This window comes from Nocardioides sp. Leaf374 (assembly GCF_916862475.1).
GTDB lineage: Bacteria > Actinomycetota > Actinomycetes > Propionibacteriales > Nocardioidaceae > Nocardioides > Nocardioides kribbensis.
In genome coordinates, this window is the sequence record NZ_CAKASO010000030.1 from 21,680 (window position 1) to 38,463 (window position 16,784).

Annotated in this window: 18 protein-coding genes; 10 read left to right on the top strand and 8 right to left on the bottom strand. The window is 76.5% G+C overall.

The genetic code is table 11. The features are described 5' to 3' along the window. Positions 1-110 precede the first annotated feature (110 nt). Together LPA27_RS13560 and LPA27_RS13565 are read left to right on the top strand one after the other, a co-directional pair. The gene (locus tag LPA27_RS13560) at positions 111-1,838 is read left to right on the top strand and encodes a DUF429 domain-containing protein (protein WP_228942779.1); all 1,728 of its coding nucleotides are present in this window, start codon (positions 111-113) and stop codon (positions 1,836-1,838) included. 112 nt (positions 1,839-1,950) lie between these two features. Next, positions 1,951-2,454, top strand: coding sequence for a mycothiol transferase (locus LPA27_RS13565; RefSeq protein WP_228942780.1), 504 nt, complete (start codon positions 1,951-1,953; stop codon positions 2,452-2,454). A gap of 45 nt (positions 2,455-2,499) precedes the next feature. On the opposite strand, the gene LPA27_RS13570 is transcribed toward LPA27_RS13565, so the two are convergent. The 3 genes from LPA27_RS13570 to LPA27_RS13580 all read right to left on the bottom strand — a co-directional run bounded on the left by LPA27_RS13570 (position 2,500) and on the right by LPA27_RS13580 (position 5,394). Beyond that, the gene (locus LPA27_RS13570) at positions 2,500-3,243 is read right to left on the bottom strand and encodes a peptidase E (RefSeq protein ID WP_228942781.1); all 744 of its coding nucleotides are present in this window, start codon (positions 3,241-3,243) and stop codon (positions 2,500-2,502) included. Next, positions 3,240-4,025, bottom strand: coding sequence for a hypothetical protein (locus tag LPA27_RS13575; RefSeq protein WP_228942782.1), 786 nt, complete (start codon positions 4,023-4,025; stop codon positions 3,240-3,242). Before LPA27_RS13575 ends, LPA27_RS13570 begins: the two co-directional genes overlap by 4 nt. A 79-nt stretch (positions 4,026-4,104) precedes the next feature. After that, a complete protein-coding gene (locus LPA27_RS13580) occupies positions 4,105-5,394 on the bottom strand; it encodes an MFS transporter (protein WP_228942783.1) in 1,290 nt (429 codons plus the stop codon). A 163-nt stretch (positions 5,395-5,557) separates the two neighbouring features. Here LPA27_RS13580 and LPA27_RS13585 point away from each other — a divergent pair, with 163 nt between their 5' ends. The 4 genes from LPA27_RS13585 (at position 5,558) to LPA27_RS13600 (ending at position 8,662) form a co-directional block, all read left to right on the top strand. Then, on the top strand, positions 5,558-6,943 hold the full coding sequence (locus LPA27_RS13585) for a glutamine synthetase family protein (RefSeq protein ID WP_228942784.1): 1,386 nt from the start codon (positions 5,558-5,560) through the stop codon (positions 6,941-6,943). After that, a complete protein-coding gene (locus LPA27_RS13590) occupies positions 6,943-7,791 on the top strand; it encodes a DUF6885 family protein (RefSeq protein WP_228942785.1) in 849 nt (282 codons plus the stop codon). The genes LPA27_RS13585 and LPA27_RS13590 overlap by 1 nt, the downstream gene beginning before the upstream one ends. 44 nt (positions 7,792-7,835) lie before the next feature. Continuing rightward, positions 7,836-8,132 carry an antibiotic biosynthesis monooxygenase family protein gene (locus LPA27_RS13595; protein WP_056865064.1) on the top strand — a complete coding sequence of 99 codons (297 nt, stop codon included), beginning with the start codon at positions 7,836-7,838 and terminating at the stop codon, positions 8,130-8,132. Positions 8,133-8,209: 77 nt separating this feature from the next. Next, a complete protein-coding gene (locus LPA27_RS13600) occupies positions 8,210-8,662 on the top strand; it encodes a DUF427 domain-containing protein (RefSeq protein ID WP_228942786.1) in 453 nt (150 codons plus the stop codon). A gap of 108 nt (positions 8,663-8,770) precedes the next feature. Here LPA27_RS13600 and LPA27_RS13605 read toward each other — a convergent pair whose 3' ends face one another. After that, positions 8,771-9,190, bottom strand: coding sequence for a VOC family protein (locus LPA27_RS13605; RefSeq protein ID WP_056905144.1), 420 nt, complete (start codon positions 9,188-9,190; stop codon positions 8,771-8,773). Between the two features lie 298 nt (positions 9,191-9,488). Here LPA27_RS13605 and LPA27_RS13610 point away from each other — a divergent pair, with 298 nt between their 5' ends. The 3 genes from LPA27_RS13610 to LPA27_RS13620 all read left to right on the top strand — a co-directional run bounded on the left by LPA27_RS13610 (position 9,489) and on the right by LPA27_RS13620 (position 12,025). Then, the gene (locus tag LPA27_RS13610; protein ID WP_228942787.1) at positions 9,489-10,325 is read left to right on the top strand and encodes a PadR family transcriptional regulator; all 837 of its coding nucleotides are present in this window, start codon (positions 9,489-9,491) and stop codon (positions 10,323-10,325) included. Next, positions 10,322-10,792, top strand: coding sequence for a DUF1707 SHOCT-like domain-containing protein (locus LPA27_RS13615; protein ID WP_056865061.1), 471 nt, complete (start codon positions 10,322-10,324; stop codon positions 10,790-10,792). The genes LPA27_RS13610 and LPA27_RS13615 overlap by 4 nt, the downstream gene beginning before the upstream one ends. A 165-nt stretch (positions 10,793-10,957) precedes the next feature. Further along, the gene (locus LPA27_RS13620; RefSeq protein WP_228942788.1) at positions 10,958-12,025 is read left to right on the top strand and encodes an LLM class F420-dependent oxidoreductase; all 1,068 of its coding nucleotides are present in this window, start codon (positions 10,958-10,960) and stop codon (positions 12,023-12,025) included. 31 nt (positions 12,026-12,056) lie between these two features. Here LPA27_RS13620 and LPA27_RS13625 read toward each other — a convergent pair whose 3' ends face one another. From LPA27_RS13625 to LPA27_RS13640, 4 genes are all read right to left on the bottom strand, one after another. Further along, a complete protein-coding gene (locus LPA27_RS13625) occupies positions 12,057-12,671 on the bottom strand; it encodes a response regulator transcription factor (RefSeq protein WP_228942789.1) in 615 nt (204 codons plus the stop codon). After that, positions 12,668-13,960, bottom strand: a complete 1,293-nt coding sequence (locus LPA27_RS13630) for a sensor histidine kinase (RefSeq protein ID WP_228942790.1) — start codon at positions 13,958-13,960, stop codon at positions 12,668-12,670. Before LPA27_RS13630 ends, LPA27_RS13625 begins: the two co-directional genes overlap by 4 nt. Positions 13,961-14,140: 180 nt before the next feature. Continuing rightward, positions 14,141-14,983, bottom strand: coding sequence for an ABC transporter permease (locus tag LPA27_RS13635; RefSeq protein ID WP_228942791.1), 843 nt, complete (start codon positions 14,981-14,983; stop codon positions 14,141-14,143). After that, positions 14,980-16,071, bottom strand: a complete 1,092-nt coding sequence (locus LPA27_RS13640; protein WP_228942792.1) for an ABC transporter ATP-binding protein — start codon at positions 16,069-16,071, stop codon at positions 14,980-14,982. Before LPA27_RS13640 ends, LPA27_RS13635 begins: the two co-directional genes overlap by 4 nt. Before the next feature lie 177 nt (positions 16,072-16,248). Here LPA27_RS13640 and LPA27_RS13645 point away from each other — a divergent pair, with 177 nt between their 5' ends. Continuing rightward, the gene (locus LPA27_RS13645; RefSeq protein ID WP_056905149.1) at positions 16,249-16,686 is read left to right on the top strand and encodes a DUF1707 SHOCT-like domain-containing protein; all 438 of its coding nucleotides are present in this window, start codon (positions 16,249-16,251) and stop codon (positions 16,684-16,686) included. Positions 16,687-16,784 lie beyond the last annotated feature (98 nt).

A 16,784-nucleotide genomic window follows, 5' to 3' on the forward strand; every position in this document is an offset into this window, starting at 1 on the left:
GGGTTTCACCGGCTGACCGGTGAAACCCGCAGCCCCACGACCCACACCCCACGACCCGCCCAACCACCTCTCCCGCCCCGCGGCCAGGGCCGATAGGGCAGGGTGAGGGGGTGTACTTCATCGGCGTCGACCTCGCGTGGGGAGACCGGAGCCCGACGGGCCTGGCGGTGGTGGACGGGACGTCGCGGCTGCTGCACCTCTCGGCGGTGCGCTCCGACGACGAGATCGCGGAGGCGCTGGCGCCGTACGTGACCGGCGACTGCCTGGTGGCCATCGACGCGCCGCTCGTGGTGACCAACCCGACCGGGTCGCGGCCCGCGGAGAAGGCGCTGAGCAAGGACTTCCGCCGGTTCGAGGCCGGCGCCCACCCGGCCAACACCGGCAAGCCGGAGTTCGCGCACGGCACGCGCGGCGGAAGGGTGGCGGAGCGCCTCGACCTCGACATCGACCCCCGCTCGGCGCGCAGCCGCCGCGCGATCGAGGTCTACCCCCACCCGGCGACGGTGGTGCTCTTCGACCTGCCGCGCACGCTGAAGTACAAGAACAAGCGCGGCCGCGACCTCGACGGCCTGCGCGAGGCGCTGCTGACGCTGATGTCGCACGTCGAGACCGTCGTCGACGTCGACGAGACCTGGCGCGGACTGCGCGCCCAGGTCGAGCAGGCCACGCGCAAGAGCGAGCTGCGGGTGGTCGAGGACCAGGTCGACGCGGTGGTCTGCGCCTACGTCGCGCTCTTCGCCTCCCGCTCGCCCGACCGGGTCACGACCTACGGCGACCTCGAGACCGGCTACATCGTCACCCCCGCGCTGCCCGGGGCAGAGCCGGAGCTGGCCCGCGAGGACGTCGTGCGCGCGGCCGTGCGGGCCTACGACGCCCAGCACGCCGAGCTCCGCCTGGCCGCCGAGGAGGCCGCCGCCCTGGTCACCCGGATCCTCGACGAGGCCGGCATCAACTACCTCACCGTCACCTCGCGGGCCAAGAGCGTCGCGTCCTTCGCCGAGAAGGCGGGACGCACCAGTGCCGGCGTGCCGCTCTACTCCGACCCGCTGACCCAGATCACCGACCAGGTCGGCGTGCGGGTCATCGCCTACGTCGTCAGCGACGTCGACGCGGTGGCCGACCTGCTCGGCGACCAGGTCGTCGTCAAGGACGACCGCGACATGGGCCAGGACGCCATCAGCGCCGGCGGCTTCGGCTACGCCAGCCGCCACCTCCTCATCACCCCCGACCCGACCCGCGAGGGCGACCCGGCGCTGGCCCACCTCGAGGGCCGCACCGCCCAGGTGCAGGTGCGCACCGTGCTGCAGCACGCATGGGCGGAGTTCGAGCACGACATCCGCTACAAGGGCGTCGTGCCCGAGGAGCACGCCGCCGACTTCGACCGCCGCTTCACCCTCGCCGCGGGCCTGCTGGAGCTGGCCGACCGGGAGTTCGCGGAGATCCGCGACCGGCTGCGCGCCGGGCCGCGCGGGTCGGTGGGGTTCTCCGAGGACGAGATCGACGGCGACCTCGACCCGCGCCTCGACGCGCGCGAGCTGGCGGCCTTCCTGGCCGGGCAGTACGCCGACGCCGGGTGGTCGCGCACCGACCACTACGCCTGGATCTCCGGGCTGCTGCTCGAGCTCGGGATCACCTCCCTCGACGAGCTGGCCACCGCCCTGCGCCCGGTCGCCGACCTCGACCTCAACGCCCGCATGGACTACCGCTACCCGCCCGGCGCGGTGCGACGCCTCGACGACGCCCTGCTCGCCTCCTTCGGCCAGACCTACGTCGACCTGCACGGCAACGCCCACCGCGTCGCGCTGCTGGCCTCCCGGCTGGAGCGGCTGCGCGGCTGACCCGCGCCCGACCGGCCGGGCCCGCCCGTCCCGCCCGCTCTGCCCGTCCCGGCCGCTCCGCCCGCCCGTGCGGGCGAGGATGGCGGTGGCGGGGGCGACGTAGGTTCGGGGCATGACTCCCGCACAGCTGCTCACCGACGCCTTCGAGCGCATCCTCGAGGCGGGCACCGCCGCGGTCGACGGGCTCGACGCCGACCAGCTCGCCCACCGCCCGGGCGCCGACGCCAACCCGATCGGCTGGCTGGTCTGGCACGCCGCGCGGGTGCAGGACGACCACGTCGCCGGTGTCGCCGACCTCGAGCAGGTCTGGACCGCGCAGGGCTTCGCGCGCCGCTTCGACCTGCCCTACGACGACGCCTCCATCGGCTACGGCCAGTCCAGCGAGGAGGTCGGGGCGCTGCGGGCCGAGGCCGACCTGCTGGTGGAGTACCTGCGCGCGGTGCACGCGCAGACCACGGCGTACGTCGCGACGCTCGGCGCCGAGGACCTCGACCGCGTGGTCGACGAGCACTGGGACCCGCCGGTGACCCTGGCCGTGCGCCTGGTCAGCGTGGTCAACGACGACCTCCAGCACGTCGGCCAGGCCGCCTACGTGCGCGGGCTGCTCGGCGCCTGAGCCGAGCCCGGCCGCCAGGCCGCCCTTGCCGCCCGGGCGGCGCGGTCAGCCGAGGAAGCGGACGTCGACGGGGCTCTCGGCCACGGGCGCGGCCTCCATGGCGTCGTCGAGCCCGTCGGCGTCGCCGGTGCGGTGCACCCGGAAGGCTCGGGCGTCGGGGCGCGAGGAGACCGCCTCGACCAGCTCGCCGTCGCGGAAGAGCAGCGCGCAGCCGTCGTCGGCGGCGTAGCCGGAGGGCAGGACGCCGCGCCCGACGAGGTCGACGTAGGTGGGCTGCCGCTCGGCCTCGCCGTCGTAGTGCGGGCAGGCGCTGCCGCGCAGCAGCCCGAGCCCGTCGGGCAGGGCGTCGAGCGGGCCCCAGGAGTCGGTGACCGAGCCCTCGAACCAGCAGTTCATGCCGGCGCTGATCCCGGCCAGCACCACCCCGGCCTCCCCGGCCTCGCGCAGCACCTCGTCGAGGCCGTGCAGGCGCCACAGGGCGAGCAGGTTGAGGGTGGAGCCGCCGCCGACGTAGACGACGTCGGCGGCCAGGACCTGCTCGCGCAGGTCGCGCCCGTCGCGGCGGAAGAGGCTCAGCACGTCGGTCTCGGCGCGCTCGGCGAAGGCGGACTCGAAGTCGGCGATCCGGCCCTGGTCGTCGCCGGCGGCCGTCGGCACGTAGAGCACCCGCGGCCGGTCGCCGCCGCCGCGCCGGCGGGTGGCCAGCGAGAGCAGGAAGTCGTCGAGCAGCGGGTTGTCGGGCTCCATCAGGAAGCCGCCCCCGCCGAGGGTCAGGATGGTGGTGCTCACGCTCTCTCCTCCTCGTCCTGCTCCCGCTCGACCCGCTTCTTGATGCCGCGCAGCCCGGGGAGCTTGCCCAGCATCTCGTTGAGCTCGCGGGAGACGTCGAGCAGGTCGTGCAGGTCGGGCGCGACGCTGCTCAGCGACTCCAGCATCGGCACGACGTCGGACTCCATCTTCCGCGCCAGCAGGGGCAGCTGGTCGACGAGCGCGACCATCGCGTCGACCTCGTGGGGGTGGGTGGTCTCGGCGAGCCGGTCGAGCACCGGCAGCAGCCGGGTCAGCGGCGGCACGACCTGCTCGAGCAGGGGCTCGACGCGCTCGACCATCGGCTCGGCGCGGCCCACGAGCGCCTCGGCACGGCCCACGAGCGGGGCGCCCTCGTCGAGGAGGCCGCCGGCCCGCTCGACCAGCGGCGCCCCGGCGTCCAGCAGCCCGTCGGCGCGGCCGAGCAGCGGCGCGGCCTGCCCGACGAGGCGGTCGGCGCGGCCCAGCAGCGGCTCGACGTCGTCGAGGAGGCCCGCGACCCGGTCGGCGAGCGGCTCGAACGACGTGAGCGCCCGGTCGGCCCGCGCCCGGGTGCGGTCGACCTCCGCGACCACCTCGTCGGCAGCCAGGCGGGTGGCGTCGACGCGCTCCAGCAGCAGCCGGGCCTCGCCCACCAGCCCCTGGGCCGAGGCCAGCAGCGCCTCGGCGCCCGCGAGCAGGCCGACCACGCGGGGACCGGCGGCCACGGCCTGGTCCACCAGCCACCTGACGTCGGAGGGACCGGGCAGCGGGGGGAGTCTCATCACCTCAACCTAGGCCGCGCCGGCCCGCCCGGCTCCACCCCGGGGGCCGAGGCCCGGGCCGGGTGGCGCCCCCGGTCGCTCAGGTCAGGGGTGCAGCGGTGCGGGTGAGGCGGTAGCGGACGAAGGACGGCACGGCGAGCGCCGCGACCACCGTGCCGACGACCACCAGCACCCCGCCGCCGGCCGCGGCGGCCCCGGCGCCGACCGAGGCGGCGGCCGCGCCGTGGGCGACGTCGGCGATGCGGGGGCCGCCGGCGACCACGACGATGAAGACGCCCTGCAGGCGCCCGCGCACGGCGTCGTCGGCGGCGGTCATCAGCATCGAGCTGCGGAAGGCCGCCGAGGCCATGTCGGCGGCGCCGCCCACCATGAGCATCAGCAGCGCCACCACGAGCATCGGGGTGCGCCACCCGTCGACGCCGGCCAGCAGCACCGCCGTGCCGAAGCCGACGACGGCCGCTCCCCAGACCAGGATGCACACGATGACGGCCAGGCCCTGCCGCTCGATGCGCGAGACCCACCCGCTCAGCACGCCGCCGAGCACCGCGCCGGCGGGGATGGCGGCGAAGAGCAGCGCGAAGACGATGCCGCCCTCCTCGGGGCCGCCGAAGTCGACCGCGGCGATCTCGGGGAAGAGCGCGCGGGGCATGCCGAAGACCATCGCGATCAGGTCGACCACGAAGGACATCAGCAGCACGGGCTGCTGGCGCAGGTAGGCCAGGCCCTCGACCACCGAGCGCAGTCCGGGGGTGGTCGTGGCCGCGTCGACCACCGCCAGGCTCGGCAGGCCGAGCACCGCGCCGAGCGTGGCCAGCAGGGTGATCGTGTCGATGAGGTAGAGCCACTCGAAGCCCAGCACGGGGATGAGCACCCCCGCCACCAGCGGCCCGGCGATGGCGCCGGCCTGCATGACGGTCATGTTGAGCGAGTTGGCCGCCGGCAGCAGCTCGGGGGGCAGCAGCTTGGGCAGCACGGCGCTGCGGGTGGGCTGGTTGACGGCGAAGAAGGCCTGCTGCACCGCGAAGAGGCACAGCAGCAGCCACACGTTCGTCGAGCCCGCGGCGGCCTGCAGCCAGAACAGCGCGCTGGTGACGATGAGCCCGACGGTGGTGACCAGCAGGATGGTGCGGCGGTCGAAGACGTCGGCCAGGGCGCCGCCGTACAGCCCGAAGACGACCAGGGGCACCAGCCCGAAGAGGCCGGTGAGGCCGACGTAGGCCGAGGAGCCGGTGTCGGCGTAGATCTGCGCGGGCACGGCGACGACGGTGAGCTGGGCGCCGACGACGGTGACGATGTTGGCCAGCCACAGCCGCTTGAAGTGACGGTTCTGCAGCGGTCGCGTGTCTGCGACGAGGTCCCGGATGCCCACGGGTCGCCAACCTACGTCGGGTCCGCGCTGTTCCCACCCGCGCCCGGGGTGGCCCTCCCCGACGGGCCGGCCGTGGACGGGCCGGCTGTGGACGGGCCGGCTGTGGACGGGCCGGCTGTGGATGGGCGGGGCAGGGCCGGCGCGCCGCCGGTAGCGTGCCGTCATGACCGCCACCGGCGTCCCCGACGTCCACGCCCCCGACGTCCACGAGCTCACCGACCGCCTGGCCCGCGAGGGCGTCGTGGGCGTCACCATCGGCTGGGTCGACAACAACGGCATCGTCCGCTCCCGCACCGTGCCCACCGCCGAGCTGCCGGCCGCCGCGCGCCGCGGGGTCGGGGTGACGGCCGTCTTCGCGGTCTTCGACTCCCACGACGTCATCACCTTCGCCCACGAGGGACTCGCCACGCCTTCCGGCGACGTGCGGCTCGTGCCCGTGGTCGACCGCGCCGACAGCGTCGTGCCCCTCGCCGGGCAGCCCGGCCTGGCCTGGGTCCACGGCCGCCAGCTCGACGCCGACGGCGACCCGTGGCCCTACTGCCAGCGCAGCGTGCTGGAGCGACAGGTCGACGCCGCCGCCGAGGCCGGCTTCGCGGTGCGCGCCGGCTTCGAGGTGGAGATGGTCGTCGTGCGCGAGGGCGAGGACTTCACCCCCGCCCACCACGGCCCGGCCTACGGGCCCAACGCGCTGCGCGAGGTCGACGAGTTCACCCGTCGCCTGCTGCGCGACCTCGCCGCCGACGGCATCGCGATCGGTCAGCTCCACGCGGAGTACGGCGAGTCGCAGGTCGAGCTCGCCCTCTCCGCGCTCGACCCGCTGGCCATGGCCGACACGCAGGTGCTGGTGCGCCAGACCGTGCAGTCGGCCGCGCGGGCCGAGGGCCTGCGGGTCAGCTTCGCGCCGGTGACGACCGCCGCGGGCGCCGGCAACGGCTGGCACCTGCACACCTCACTGGTGCGCGAGGGCCGCAACGCGCTGACCGGCGACGGCCCCCACGGGCTCTCCGACGTGGGCCGCGGCTACCTCGCCGGCCTGCTGCGCGAGCTGCCCGGGATCGTCGCCGTCACCGCGCCCAGCGCGGGGTCGCTGCTGCGCCGCCGGCCCGGCTACTGGGCCGGCGCCTACGGCTTCTGGGGCGTCGAGAACCGCGAGGCCGCGCTGCGGCTGGTGCCCGCCTCGCGCCTGCTGGGCCCCGAGCACACCAACGTGGAGCTCAAGGCCAGCGACGCCTCGGCCAACCCCTACCTCTCCCTCGCGGTGGTCATCGGCGCCGGCCTCGCCGGGGTGCGCGACGGGGCCGAGCTGCCCGACCCGGTGCAGGAGGACGTCGGCGCCTGGGACGACGCGCGCCGCGAGGCCGCCGGGATCGTCGCCCTCGCCACCACCCACGAGGAGCAGCGTGCCCACCTGCTGGGCAGCGCGCTCGTGCGCGACGTGCTCGGCGCCGACCTCCTCGGCGCCTTCGTCGCCTGCCGCGACTCCGACGCCGCCTGGGCCGCCGAGCACACCGTCGAGGAGGTCGTCGCCTCCCACCGGTGGCTGTACTGATGCCCGGTCGACCGGTGCCCGACCGACCGGCGGCCGCACCGCTCGCGGTGCCGGGTCTGCTGCCCGGCGCCGAGCGCGTGCTCGCGGCCCACGGCCCGGCGCTGCCCCAGCCCGACCAGCTCTGCGGACCCTTCGCCGCCGCCCTGGCCCTGCACGCGGTGCTGGCGTCGCCCGCGTCCACCGGGGCCGCCCCGCCGGCCAGCACCCGGGCCGCGGCGCCGGCCGCGGTGCCCTCGGCGACAGCGATCGCGGTGGCCGCCGGCACCGCGATCTGGCCCCACGACGTCGCCGACTGGCGACCGGAGGGTGCCCCGCTGCTGCGCACCGGGTGGGACGAGCTGCCCCGGGCCGCCGCCCTCGGGCACAGCGGCACCGACGCGGCCGGTCTGCTGCGCGGCGTCGAGGCCGCGGCGGGCGACCGGGTGGTCGTCGTGCCCGTGCCCGGGTCGGCGCTCGACGCCGGCGCGCTCGGAGCGCTGCTGGAGCGGCTCCGGGCGGCCGGGCGGCCCGTGGGGGTGGTCGCCAACGTGCGCACCGGGCCGATCAGCCCGCCCGGCGCCACCTGGGACGTCGGGCACTTCGTCGTGCTGCTCGCCCACGACCCCGAGGGCGGGTCTGGTCCCGGGTCCGAGTCCGGGGGCCGGGTGCTGGTGGGCGACACCTACGCCGAGCTCGGCGCGCCCGGGCTGCCTCCGGGCTGCCGCTGGGTGGCGGTCGAGGCGCTGGCCGAGGCGCTCGCCGCCCCGCCCGGGCGCGGCCTGCTGCTGCTGGCGGGGCGCGAGGACGAGGCGGCCGTGGCCGGCCTCGTCGACGCCGCCGGGCTGCCCCGCGGCGTGTGGGCCACCTGAGCGGGCCCGGCGCCGCGGCGGCGTACGGCGGCTAGCCTGCGCGCATGGTCCTCGAGCACGCCCTGCTGCCCGTCCGCCCCGGTCAGGAGGAGGCCTTCGAGGCCGCCTTCGCCCAGGCGCGCTCGATCATCGCCGCCTCGCCCGGCTTCGGCGGGCTGACGCTCTCGCGGCTCGTGGAGCGCCCCGGCACCTACCTCCTGCTCGTCGAGTGGGAGCGCCTCGAGGACCACACCGAGGGCTTCCGCGGCTCGCCCGCCTACGAGCAGTGGCGCGCGATGCTGCACCACTTCTACGACCCCTTCCCGGTCGTGGAGCACGCCGAGAGGGTGATGGAGGCGTGAGCGCGGCCGCCTAGGGTCGGGGTGTGCGCCCCTTGAACCCGCTGAAGCGAGAGAAGCCCGGTCCGGGACAGGAATCGGTGTGGGACTACCCGCGCCCGCCCGCCCTCGACGAGAGCAAGGAGTCGATCGAGGTCACCCTCGACGGCGTCGTCGTGGCGCGCACGACCCGCAGCTGGCGGGTCATGGAGACCAGCCACCCCCCGACCTACTACCTGCCCCGCGAGGCCTTCGTCGACGGCGCGCTGCGCGACGCGGAGGGCAACAGTTTCTGCGAGTGGAAGGGCCTGGCCACCTACTTCGACCTCGTCTCCGGCGACACCGTCGCCCCGCGCGCCGCCTGGACCTACCTCACGCCCACCCCCGGCTTCGAGGCGATCACCGGGGCGATCGCGATCATGCCGGCCTCGGTCGACCGGATCACGGTGAACGACGAGGTGGTGGTGCCCCAGGAGGGCGGCTTCTACGGCGGCTGGATCACCTCGCGCGTCGTCGGCCCCTTCAAGGGCGCCCCCGGCACCTGGGGCTGGTGACCCGCCCGGGCTGAGCCCGCCCCCGCCCCCGGCGATCCGGCGCCCGGTGACCCGGCCCCCGGTGACCGTCCCAGGCCACCGCGACCCGCGCGACGCTGGCGCGCGTCCTCAGCCTCCGGGGGCGAACAGGCAGAGCGGGTGGCCCTCCGGGTCGAGCACCACCCGCACGAGGTCCTGCGGCTGGTGCGGCGCCAGCACGGCGCCCAGCTCCAGCGCCCGTGCGACCGCGGCGGCGAGGTCGTCGACGGCCACGTCGAGGTGCGCCTGCATCTGCTGCGCGCCCGGTGCCGGGGGCCAGGTCGGCGGCACGTGGTCGTCCTCGCGCTGGAACGCCAGCCCCGCGGCGGCCGGGTCGACCGCGCCGTCGGGCCCGACCGGCTTGACGACCACCCACCCCGGGTCGGCCGCGCGCTCCTGCGCGCTGTCGCGGTGGCGCCAGCCGAGCAGCGCGACGTAGAAGGCGGCCAGGGCCTCCGGGTCGCGCGCGCCGAGCACCGTCGAGGCGAGGCGGAAGGTGGGCGTCGTCATCCGGCGAACCTACGCCGCCCCCGCGCCGGTCCCCCGCCGCCACCACGCCGCCACCACGCCGCCGCGATCCCGCCCGCCACGCCGTCGCCACGCCGCCGCGGCCGGTCGGCGCCACCTGTCGGCCCGGACCCGCACCTGTCGGCCCGCGCACCGGCCGACTGGTGCGGGTTTCGCCAGCCGGCTGGTGAAACCCGCGCGGCCCTTGTCACCACCACCACCCCGACGTACGCTCACGATATATCGCGAAACACTCGACGACAGTCGGTCGCCGGGCGCGACGGGCGAGAGGAGTCCGGCCATGAGGCACGGATTCGACAAGCAGCAGCAGCGGGAGTGGGCTGACCGCGCCGAGGCGCTCTGGGCCCAGCACCGCCACGGCGGCTGGGGTCCCGGGCCGGGCTTCGGCGGCCCCTTCGGAGCCTTCGGTCCCGGACCGGGCGGCCCCGGCGGACCCCGCGGTCGCGGGGGACGCCCCGGCCCCCCGCCGTGGCTCGCGGGCCTCTTCGGCCTCGGCGACCCGGAGGCCTCGCGGGGCCCGAAGGTGCGGCGCGGCGACGTGCGCGCGGCCATCCTCGACGTGCTGCGCGCCTCCGGTGAGGCGGGCGAGCCCGTCAACGGCTACCAGGTGATCCAGCAGATCGCGGAGCGCTCCGGCGACGCCTGGCGCCCCAGCCCCGGCTCGGTCTACCCGACCGTCGCGCAGCTGCAGGACGAGGGCCTGGTGGAGTCCGACGACGAGCGCAGCCGTCGCACCCTGCGCCTCACGCCGGCCGGTGAGGAGTACGTCGCGACGCACCGCGACGAGCTCGACGCCGTCTGGGCGCCCTTCGAGGCCACCGCCCGCGAGGCGGCGACCGGGCCGCGCGTCGACCTGCGCCCGGAGATCGGCCAGGTGATGAGCGCGGTGTGGCAGATCGTCACCACCGGCACCGACGCCCAGCGCCGCGCCGCCGTCGACGTACTCGTCGACGCCCGGCGCAAGCTCTACGGCGTGCTCGCCGACGGCGGTGACACCGAGGAGACCGGCGAGGAGACCGGCGCGGAGACCGGCGAGGAGACCGGCGCGGAGCGCGCCGAGGGCGCGCCGACCGACCGGTCGCGCGACGGGACCGCCCGGGAGGCGGACGAGTCATGAGCGAGCAGCACCTGCGCATCGGCGACGCCGAGCGGGAGCAGGCGGCGGCCGCGCTGGGCGAGCACTACGTCCGGGGCCGCCTCGACCACGACGAGCACGCCGAGCGTCTCGAGCGGGTCTGGACCGCGCGCACCCGGGCCGACCTCGGCCCCCTCTTCGCCGACCTGCCCGCCCCGTGGCCCGACGGCCTCCTCCCGGCGACCCTCGCGCAGCGCTCCGGGTCCGGCGGCGCCGCGCGCGACCCGGGTCGCTGGGTGCCGGGACGCGCGGCGTACTGGTCGGGCGGCCGGGCGCTGCGACCGCGCGGGCTGCCCGCGCCCGTCGTCGCCGTGCTGGCCGTGCTGCTGGTGCTGACCGTGGTCACCCACCTCCCGCTGCTGCTGCTCGGGCTCGGGGCGTGGCTCTTCGTCCACACCCGCCACCGCGCGGCGCGCCCGCAGCGGGCGCGTCGGCCCCAGGCCGGGTGAGCACCGGCCCGTCGTGTCGCGCCGCCGTCGGCGCGGCCGGGCATGATGGGCGTCACGCCACCCCAGGAGGACGAGCATGGGCCACCCGCTCACCGCACCGCCGATCCAGCCGGTCCAGCCGGTCCAGCCGGCCCGCACGCCGCCGCACGTGACCGGGGCGTCGCGATGAGCGCGGGCGGGCTGCGGCTGGGCGTCTCCCTGGGCTACTGGGGCGCCGGCCCGCCGCCCGGCCAGGCCGAGGCGGTGGCGCTGGCCGAGGAGCTCGGTCTCGACTCGGTGTGGTCGGCGGAGGCCTACGGCTCCGACGCCCTCACCCCGCTCGCCTGGCTCGGCGGGCAGACCTCGACGCTGCGCCTGGGCACCTCCATCATGCAGATGTCGGCGCGCACGCCCGCGGCCACGGCGATGGCCGCGATGACCATGGACCACCTCAGCGGCGGTCGCTTCGTGCTCGGCCTCGGCGCCTCGGGCCCGCAGGTGGTGGAGGGGTGGTACGGCCAGACCTACCCCAAGCCGCTGGCCCGCACGAGGGAGTACGTCGCACTCGTGCGCCAGGCGATCGCCCGCGAGAGGCTCCAGCTCGACGGTGAGCACTTCCAGGTGCCCTTCACCGGCGGCGCCGCGGTCACCGGCGGCGACCTGCCGACCACCGGGCTGGGCAAGGCGCTGCGCTCGACGCTGCACCCGGTGCGCCCCGACCTGCCGGTGCTGCTGGCCGCCGAGGGCCCCAAGAACGTCGCCATGGCCGCCGAGATCGCCGACGGCTGGCTGCCGCTCTTCTACTCCCCGGCCCACGACGAGCACTACCGCGCCGCCCTGGCCGAGGGCTTCGCCCGCCCCGGCGCGCGCCGCAGCGCCGAGGACTTCGAGGTGGCCTGCATGGTGCAGGTCGTGCTCGACGACGACGTGGAGGCCGCCGCCGACACCCTGCGACCCCACTACGCGCTCTACATCGGCGGCATGGGCGCCAAGGGCGCCAACTTCCACTACGACGTCTTCGCCCGGATGGGCTTCGAGGCCGAGTGCGAGCACATCCAGGAGCTCTACCTCTCGGGTCGCAAGGAGGAGGCCGTCGCCGCCGTGCCGCTGGCCATGGTCGAGCAGGTCGCGCTCGTCGGCCCGCGCGACAAGATCGCCGCGGAGCTGCCCCGCTGGCAGGACTCGCTGCTGACCACGATGATCGTGCCGCCCCGCCCCGACGTCATGCGCACGATGGCCGGGCTGCTCGGCTGACCCGCCTGCCGGGCGAGGAGCCGCAGGTCGCCTAGATCCAGCCCATCCGCCGCGCGATCGCGCAGGCGTCGTGGCGGTTGGCGGCGCCCAGCTTGCCCACGGCGTTGGACAGGTAGTTGCGCACGGTGCCGGGTGAGAGCGACGCGCGCTCGGCGATCTCCTCCACCGGCGCGCCGTCGGCGGCCAGTTCGAGCACGTCGGCCTCACGGGGCGTGAGGGGGCTGTCGCCGGCGGCGATCGCCTCGGCCGCGAGCTCGGGGTCCACGTGGCGCCCGCCCGCGTGCACGGTGCGCACCACCGCGGCCAGGGTCGCGGCCGACGTGGTCTTGGGCAGGAAGCCGCGCACCCCGCCGGCGAGCGCCCGCTTGAGGTGACCGGGTCGCCCGTGGCTGGTGACGATGACGGTGGCGCAGCCCGGCAGGTCGGCGCCCAGGCGCTCGGCGACCGCGATGCCGTCGAGCCCCGGCATCTGCAGGTCGAGCACCGCGACGTCGACGTCGGCCGCGACCGCCTGGGCGACCGCCTCGGGGCCCGACGCGGCCTGGGCGACGACCTCGAGGTCGTCCTCCAGGGCGAGCAGCTGGGCCAGTGCCGCCCGGATGAGGTGCTCGTCGTCGGCCAGCAGGACCCGGATCGGCGCGGTCACGACGCCGCCTGCGCGGGCGGGGAGTCCAGGCCGCTGACCCGGACCACGAACCGCCCGGTCCCGCCGTCGCCGTCCGTCGTCGTACCGGCGTCGAGCCGGGCGCCGAGGGGCGCCAGGCGCTCCCGCAGTCCGGTGAGCCCGCTGCCGGGGGTCGGGCCCGGACCGGCCGGGCCGACCCCGTCGTTGCCGACGACCAGGGCGCCCGCGGCGTAGGTGATCTCGACCCGGGTGGCGGCGGAGTGGCGCAGCACGTTGGTGACGCACTCGCGCACCACCCAGCCGGCCGGCTCGTGCCAGGCGGTGGGGAGGTCGGCGACGTCCAGGGCCACTGCGATGCCGGCCGCGTCGAGCAGCGAGCGCGCCCCCTCCAGCTCCTGGGCGAGGTCGGTGGCGCGGTAGCCGCGGGCCAGGGCGCGTGCCTCGCGCAGGGCGGTGTGGGCGACGCCGCGCACCTCCAGCATGGTCGCGGCGGCCGCGGTGTCGCCGCGCTCGCTGAGCCGGGCGGCCAGCTCCGACTGCAGGGCGATCGCGGAGAGCCGGCGCCCGAGCACGTCGTGCACGTCGCGGGAGAAGCGCAGCCGCTCCTCGGCCACCGCGAGATCGGCCTGGAGGGCGCGGGCGCGGTCGAGCTCGGAGACCACGCCGAGCAGCCACAGCGACACGCGCGCGGTGAAGACGAAGAAGGCCGTGACGCCGGCGGCGCCGAGACCGGCGACGAGCAGCCCGGTGGTGGCCCAGAAGACCAGCCCGAGGCCTGCGACGAGGGCGGCGGAGACCCGGTCGTCGCGCAGCCCGCCGACGCTCCAGCTCAGCACGCTGAGGGCGACCATGGCGCCGACCCCGCGCAGCCCGTCGGGCAGCAGCCGGTCGCCGACGAGCACCACCGCGGTGGCCGCCAGCAGGGGGCCGACGCTGCGCCAGGGCACGGGGCGCGCCGCGGGGTAGAGCGCGGCGACGTCGCGCACGACCGGCGTGCCCAGCGCGCAGGTCACCGCGACCGCCGCGACCACGAGCGCCACCAGGGCGGGTGGCTGCTCGCCCCAGTCCGCGGAGCCACGCCACAGGATGAAGCCCGTGCTCGACCAGAGCAGGAGGTAGATCGACTGGCGCGTGTAGAGGTCCACGCGCTCGACCTCGCTGCGCTCCGACCAGCGCTTCCAGCGCCCGCGCCGGGCGGCGTCACGACCTCGGGTGGGGCCCGCGCCCGCGCCCGCGCCGGCCGGCCGCGCGTCGTCGAGAGGGGGGTCGTCGAGAGGGGGGTCGCCGAGGTGGGCGTCGGTCGGGCTCATGGCGTCCTCTCGGGGGAGGGGGGTGGTCGGTGCGCTGCGGGGGAGGGGGGGCGGCGGCGGGTGCCGCGGGGCGGGCCCTGATCGTGCCGACCGCGCCGACCGCGCCGACCGCGCCGCTCGCCCCCTCACCACCCTAGACACGTCCGGGCCCGGGCGACGCGAGCTGCGGTCGGCAAGGGGTCAGCGCTGCGGCTCCCACCGCAGGGAGCGGCGGGCCAGGTCGAGGCCGACGGCGGTCCAGAGCACCAGCACGAGCACCGGCTGGAGCCCGACCGACCAGGTGTCGGCGAGGTCGAGGCTGGGGGTGGTGGAGCCGTCGTCGAGGCCGAACCAGCCGATCCGCACGAGCGCGGTGAGGGCGGCGCCGGGGGTCCAGTCGGTCCAGCGCTGCACGGAGTCGGGGAAGCTGATCGCCACCTGGCCGACCACGAGCAGCAGGATGACGGGCAGGCTGGTCATCTGCGCGGCCTCGGCGTTGCGGGTCCAGGCGGCGGTCCAGTAGGCCAGCGCGACCGACATCAGGGCGCCGAGGAGCACGGCCCCGGCGTACAGGACGGGGTTGACCGGGGCGGGCGCGCCGAGCGCGAGCGCCACGACCACCGTGACCAGCGAGACGAGGACCGCGACCACCAGGCCGGGCAGGGCCAGGGCCACCAGGATCTCCGCGTCGCGGGTCTCCCCGGTGCGCAGGCGCTTGAGGACGAGCTCGTCGCGGCGGGTCACGAACTGCGAGAGCAGGTTGTAGTAGACCGGGAAAAGCAGCGTCATCATCAGCGCGGTCACCACGGTGGCGGCGCCGACGGCGACGTCGCCGCGCGGCCCGGTGAGCAGCAGCACCAGCGGCAGCACGGGCAGCACCACGGCGTAGAGCAGGGTGAGCCGGTTGCGCGTCATGAGGGTGGCGTTGGCGCGGGCCAGCCCGCGCACCCGCCGTACGCCGGCTCCGCGCTCGGACCCGCCGGCGGCGTCGGTGGCCGGGGTGGCCGGGGCGGTGGGCTCGGTGCGGGGGGTCGACGTGCTCATCGGGTGGCTCCCTCGGTGGCGGTGGCGGTGGCCCTGGCCTGGTCGGCGGTCGCGGTCGTCTCGCTGGGGATCGGGTCGGAGCGCCGGGCCGGGGAGGCGGCGTCGCGGCCCTCGGCGATGGCGAGGAACACCGACTCGAGGCTGGCGGTGCGGGCGTCGAGCCGGTCGAGGCGCACACCCTCGGCGTCGGCCCAGGCGAGCAGCGCGGTCAGCGTGGCCTGGAGGTCGGTGGTGTGCAGGGTGGTGGTGCGCCCGTCGTCCTCGACCCGGCCGGCCGGCAGGGCCGGCAGGGTGCGGTCGGGGGTGTCGAGCCTGACCGTCGAGGGGTGACCCTCGGCGATCTCGGCGGGCGTGCCGGCGCGGCGGACCCGCCCGGCGTGCATGATCGCGAGGTGGTCGGCCAGCGCCTCGGCCTCCTCGAGGTAGTGCGTGGTGAGCAGGACGGCGGCGCCGTCGTCGCGCAGGTCGCGCACGATCTGCCACACGTCGCGCCGCGACTCGGGGTCGAGCCCGGTGGTGGGCTCGTCGAGCAGGACGACCTCGGGACGCCCCATGAGGGTGCAGGCCAGGTCGAGGCGGCGCTGCTCGCCCCCGGAGAGCGCGCCGACCCTGACGTCGGCGCGGTCGGCGAGGGTAAGCCGCTCCAGCGACTCCCCCACCGGGCGCGGTGCGGTGACGGTGGCGGCCCACATGCGCAGCGTCTCGCGCACGGTCAGGTCGGCGGAGAAGCCGCTGGACTGCAGCAGCACCCCGGTGCGCGGTCGCACCCGGGCCCGGTCGGCCAGGGGGTCGAGCCCGAGCACCCTGACCTCCCCTCCGGTCGGCGCGGCGAGGCCCTCGACCAGCTCGAGGGTGGAGGTCTTGCCGGCCCCGTTGGTGCCGAGCAGTGCGGTGACCGACCCTGCCGCCACCTCGAGGTCGACCCCGCGCACGGCGTCGTAGGCGGTGGAGCCGCGGCCGTAGGTGCGGCGCAGGTCGCGCAGCTCGATGGCGGGTGCCCCGGTCGGGGTGCCGGCCGCGTCGCCCGGCGACCGGCGGGGCGAGGGTCCGGGACGGGCGGTGCTCGGGCGGCGGGGGGTCGGTGTCATGCGTCCAGCCTCCCCGTCGCAGCGGCCGGGCGGCAGTGCGTGCACTCACCGGTCCACGTGGGGCGTGCACGCTCCGACCATGACAGGTGTCATGGGTGCTCGTGGGCGAGGGACGCGGTGGTCGCGCAGCGGCGGGGTCGGGGTGTGGCCCGCCCGGCAGTGGGGCAAGGTGGTGTCATGAGCGACCAGCTGCGCATCGGCGACGCCGAGCGGGAGCAGGCCTCGGCCTACCTCGCGGCGATGTACGCGCGCGGCATGCTCACCGCCGAGGAGCACTCCGACCGGGTCGGTCGCATCTGGGCCGCCACCACCCGGGGCGACCTCGTGCCGCTCTTCGCCGACCTGCCGGGCCCGCACCAGCAGCCGGGCTGGGCCTCCCAGGCTCCGGCCGCCGCGGTCCCCGGACCGCCGCCGGCCTACCCGCCCGTCGTCGGCGGGCCGGCCTCGACGCCGTACGGTCCGGTCCGCAGCGGCACGAGCCTCACCACCTGGCTGGTCCTGGCCGTCACCGGCGCAGGGGTCTTCCTGTCGCTCACCCAGGGCCGGCGGTGGTTCCTGGTGACCCTCGTGGTCGTCGTGCTGCTGGTCATCCGGCCCCGGCGTCCCCGGTCCTGACCCTCCCGCCGGACCGGTGCGGGACCGCGCAATTGCGCTGCGTGGGCAGGTGTCGGGGGCGGGGGGTTGCCGGGACCGCGCAAACCTGTCCGTGGGGT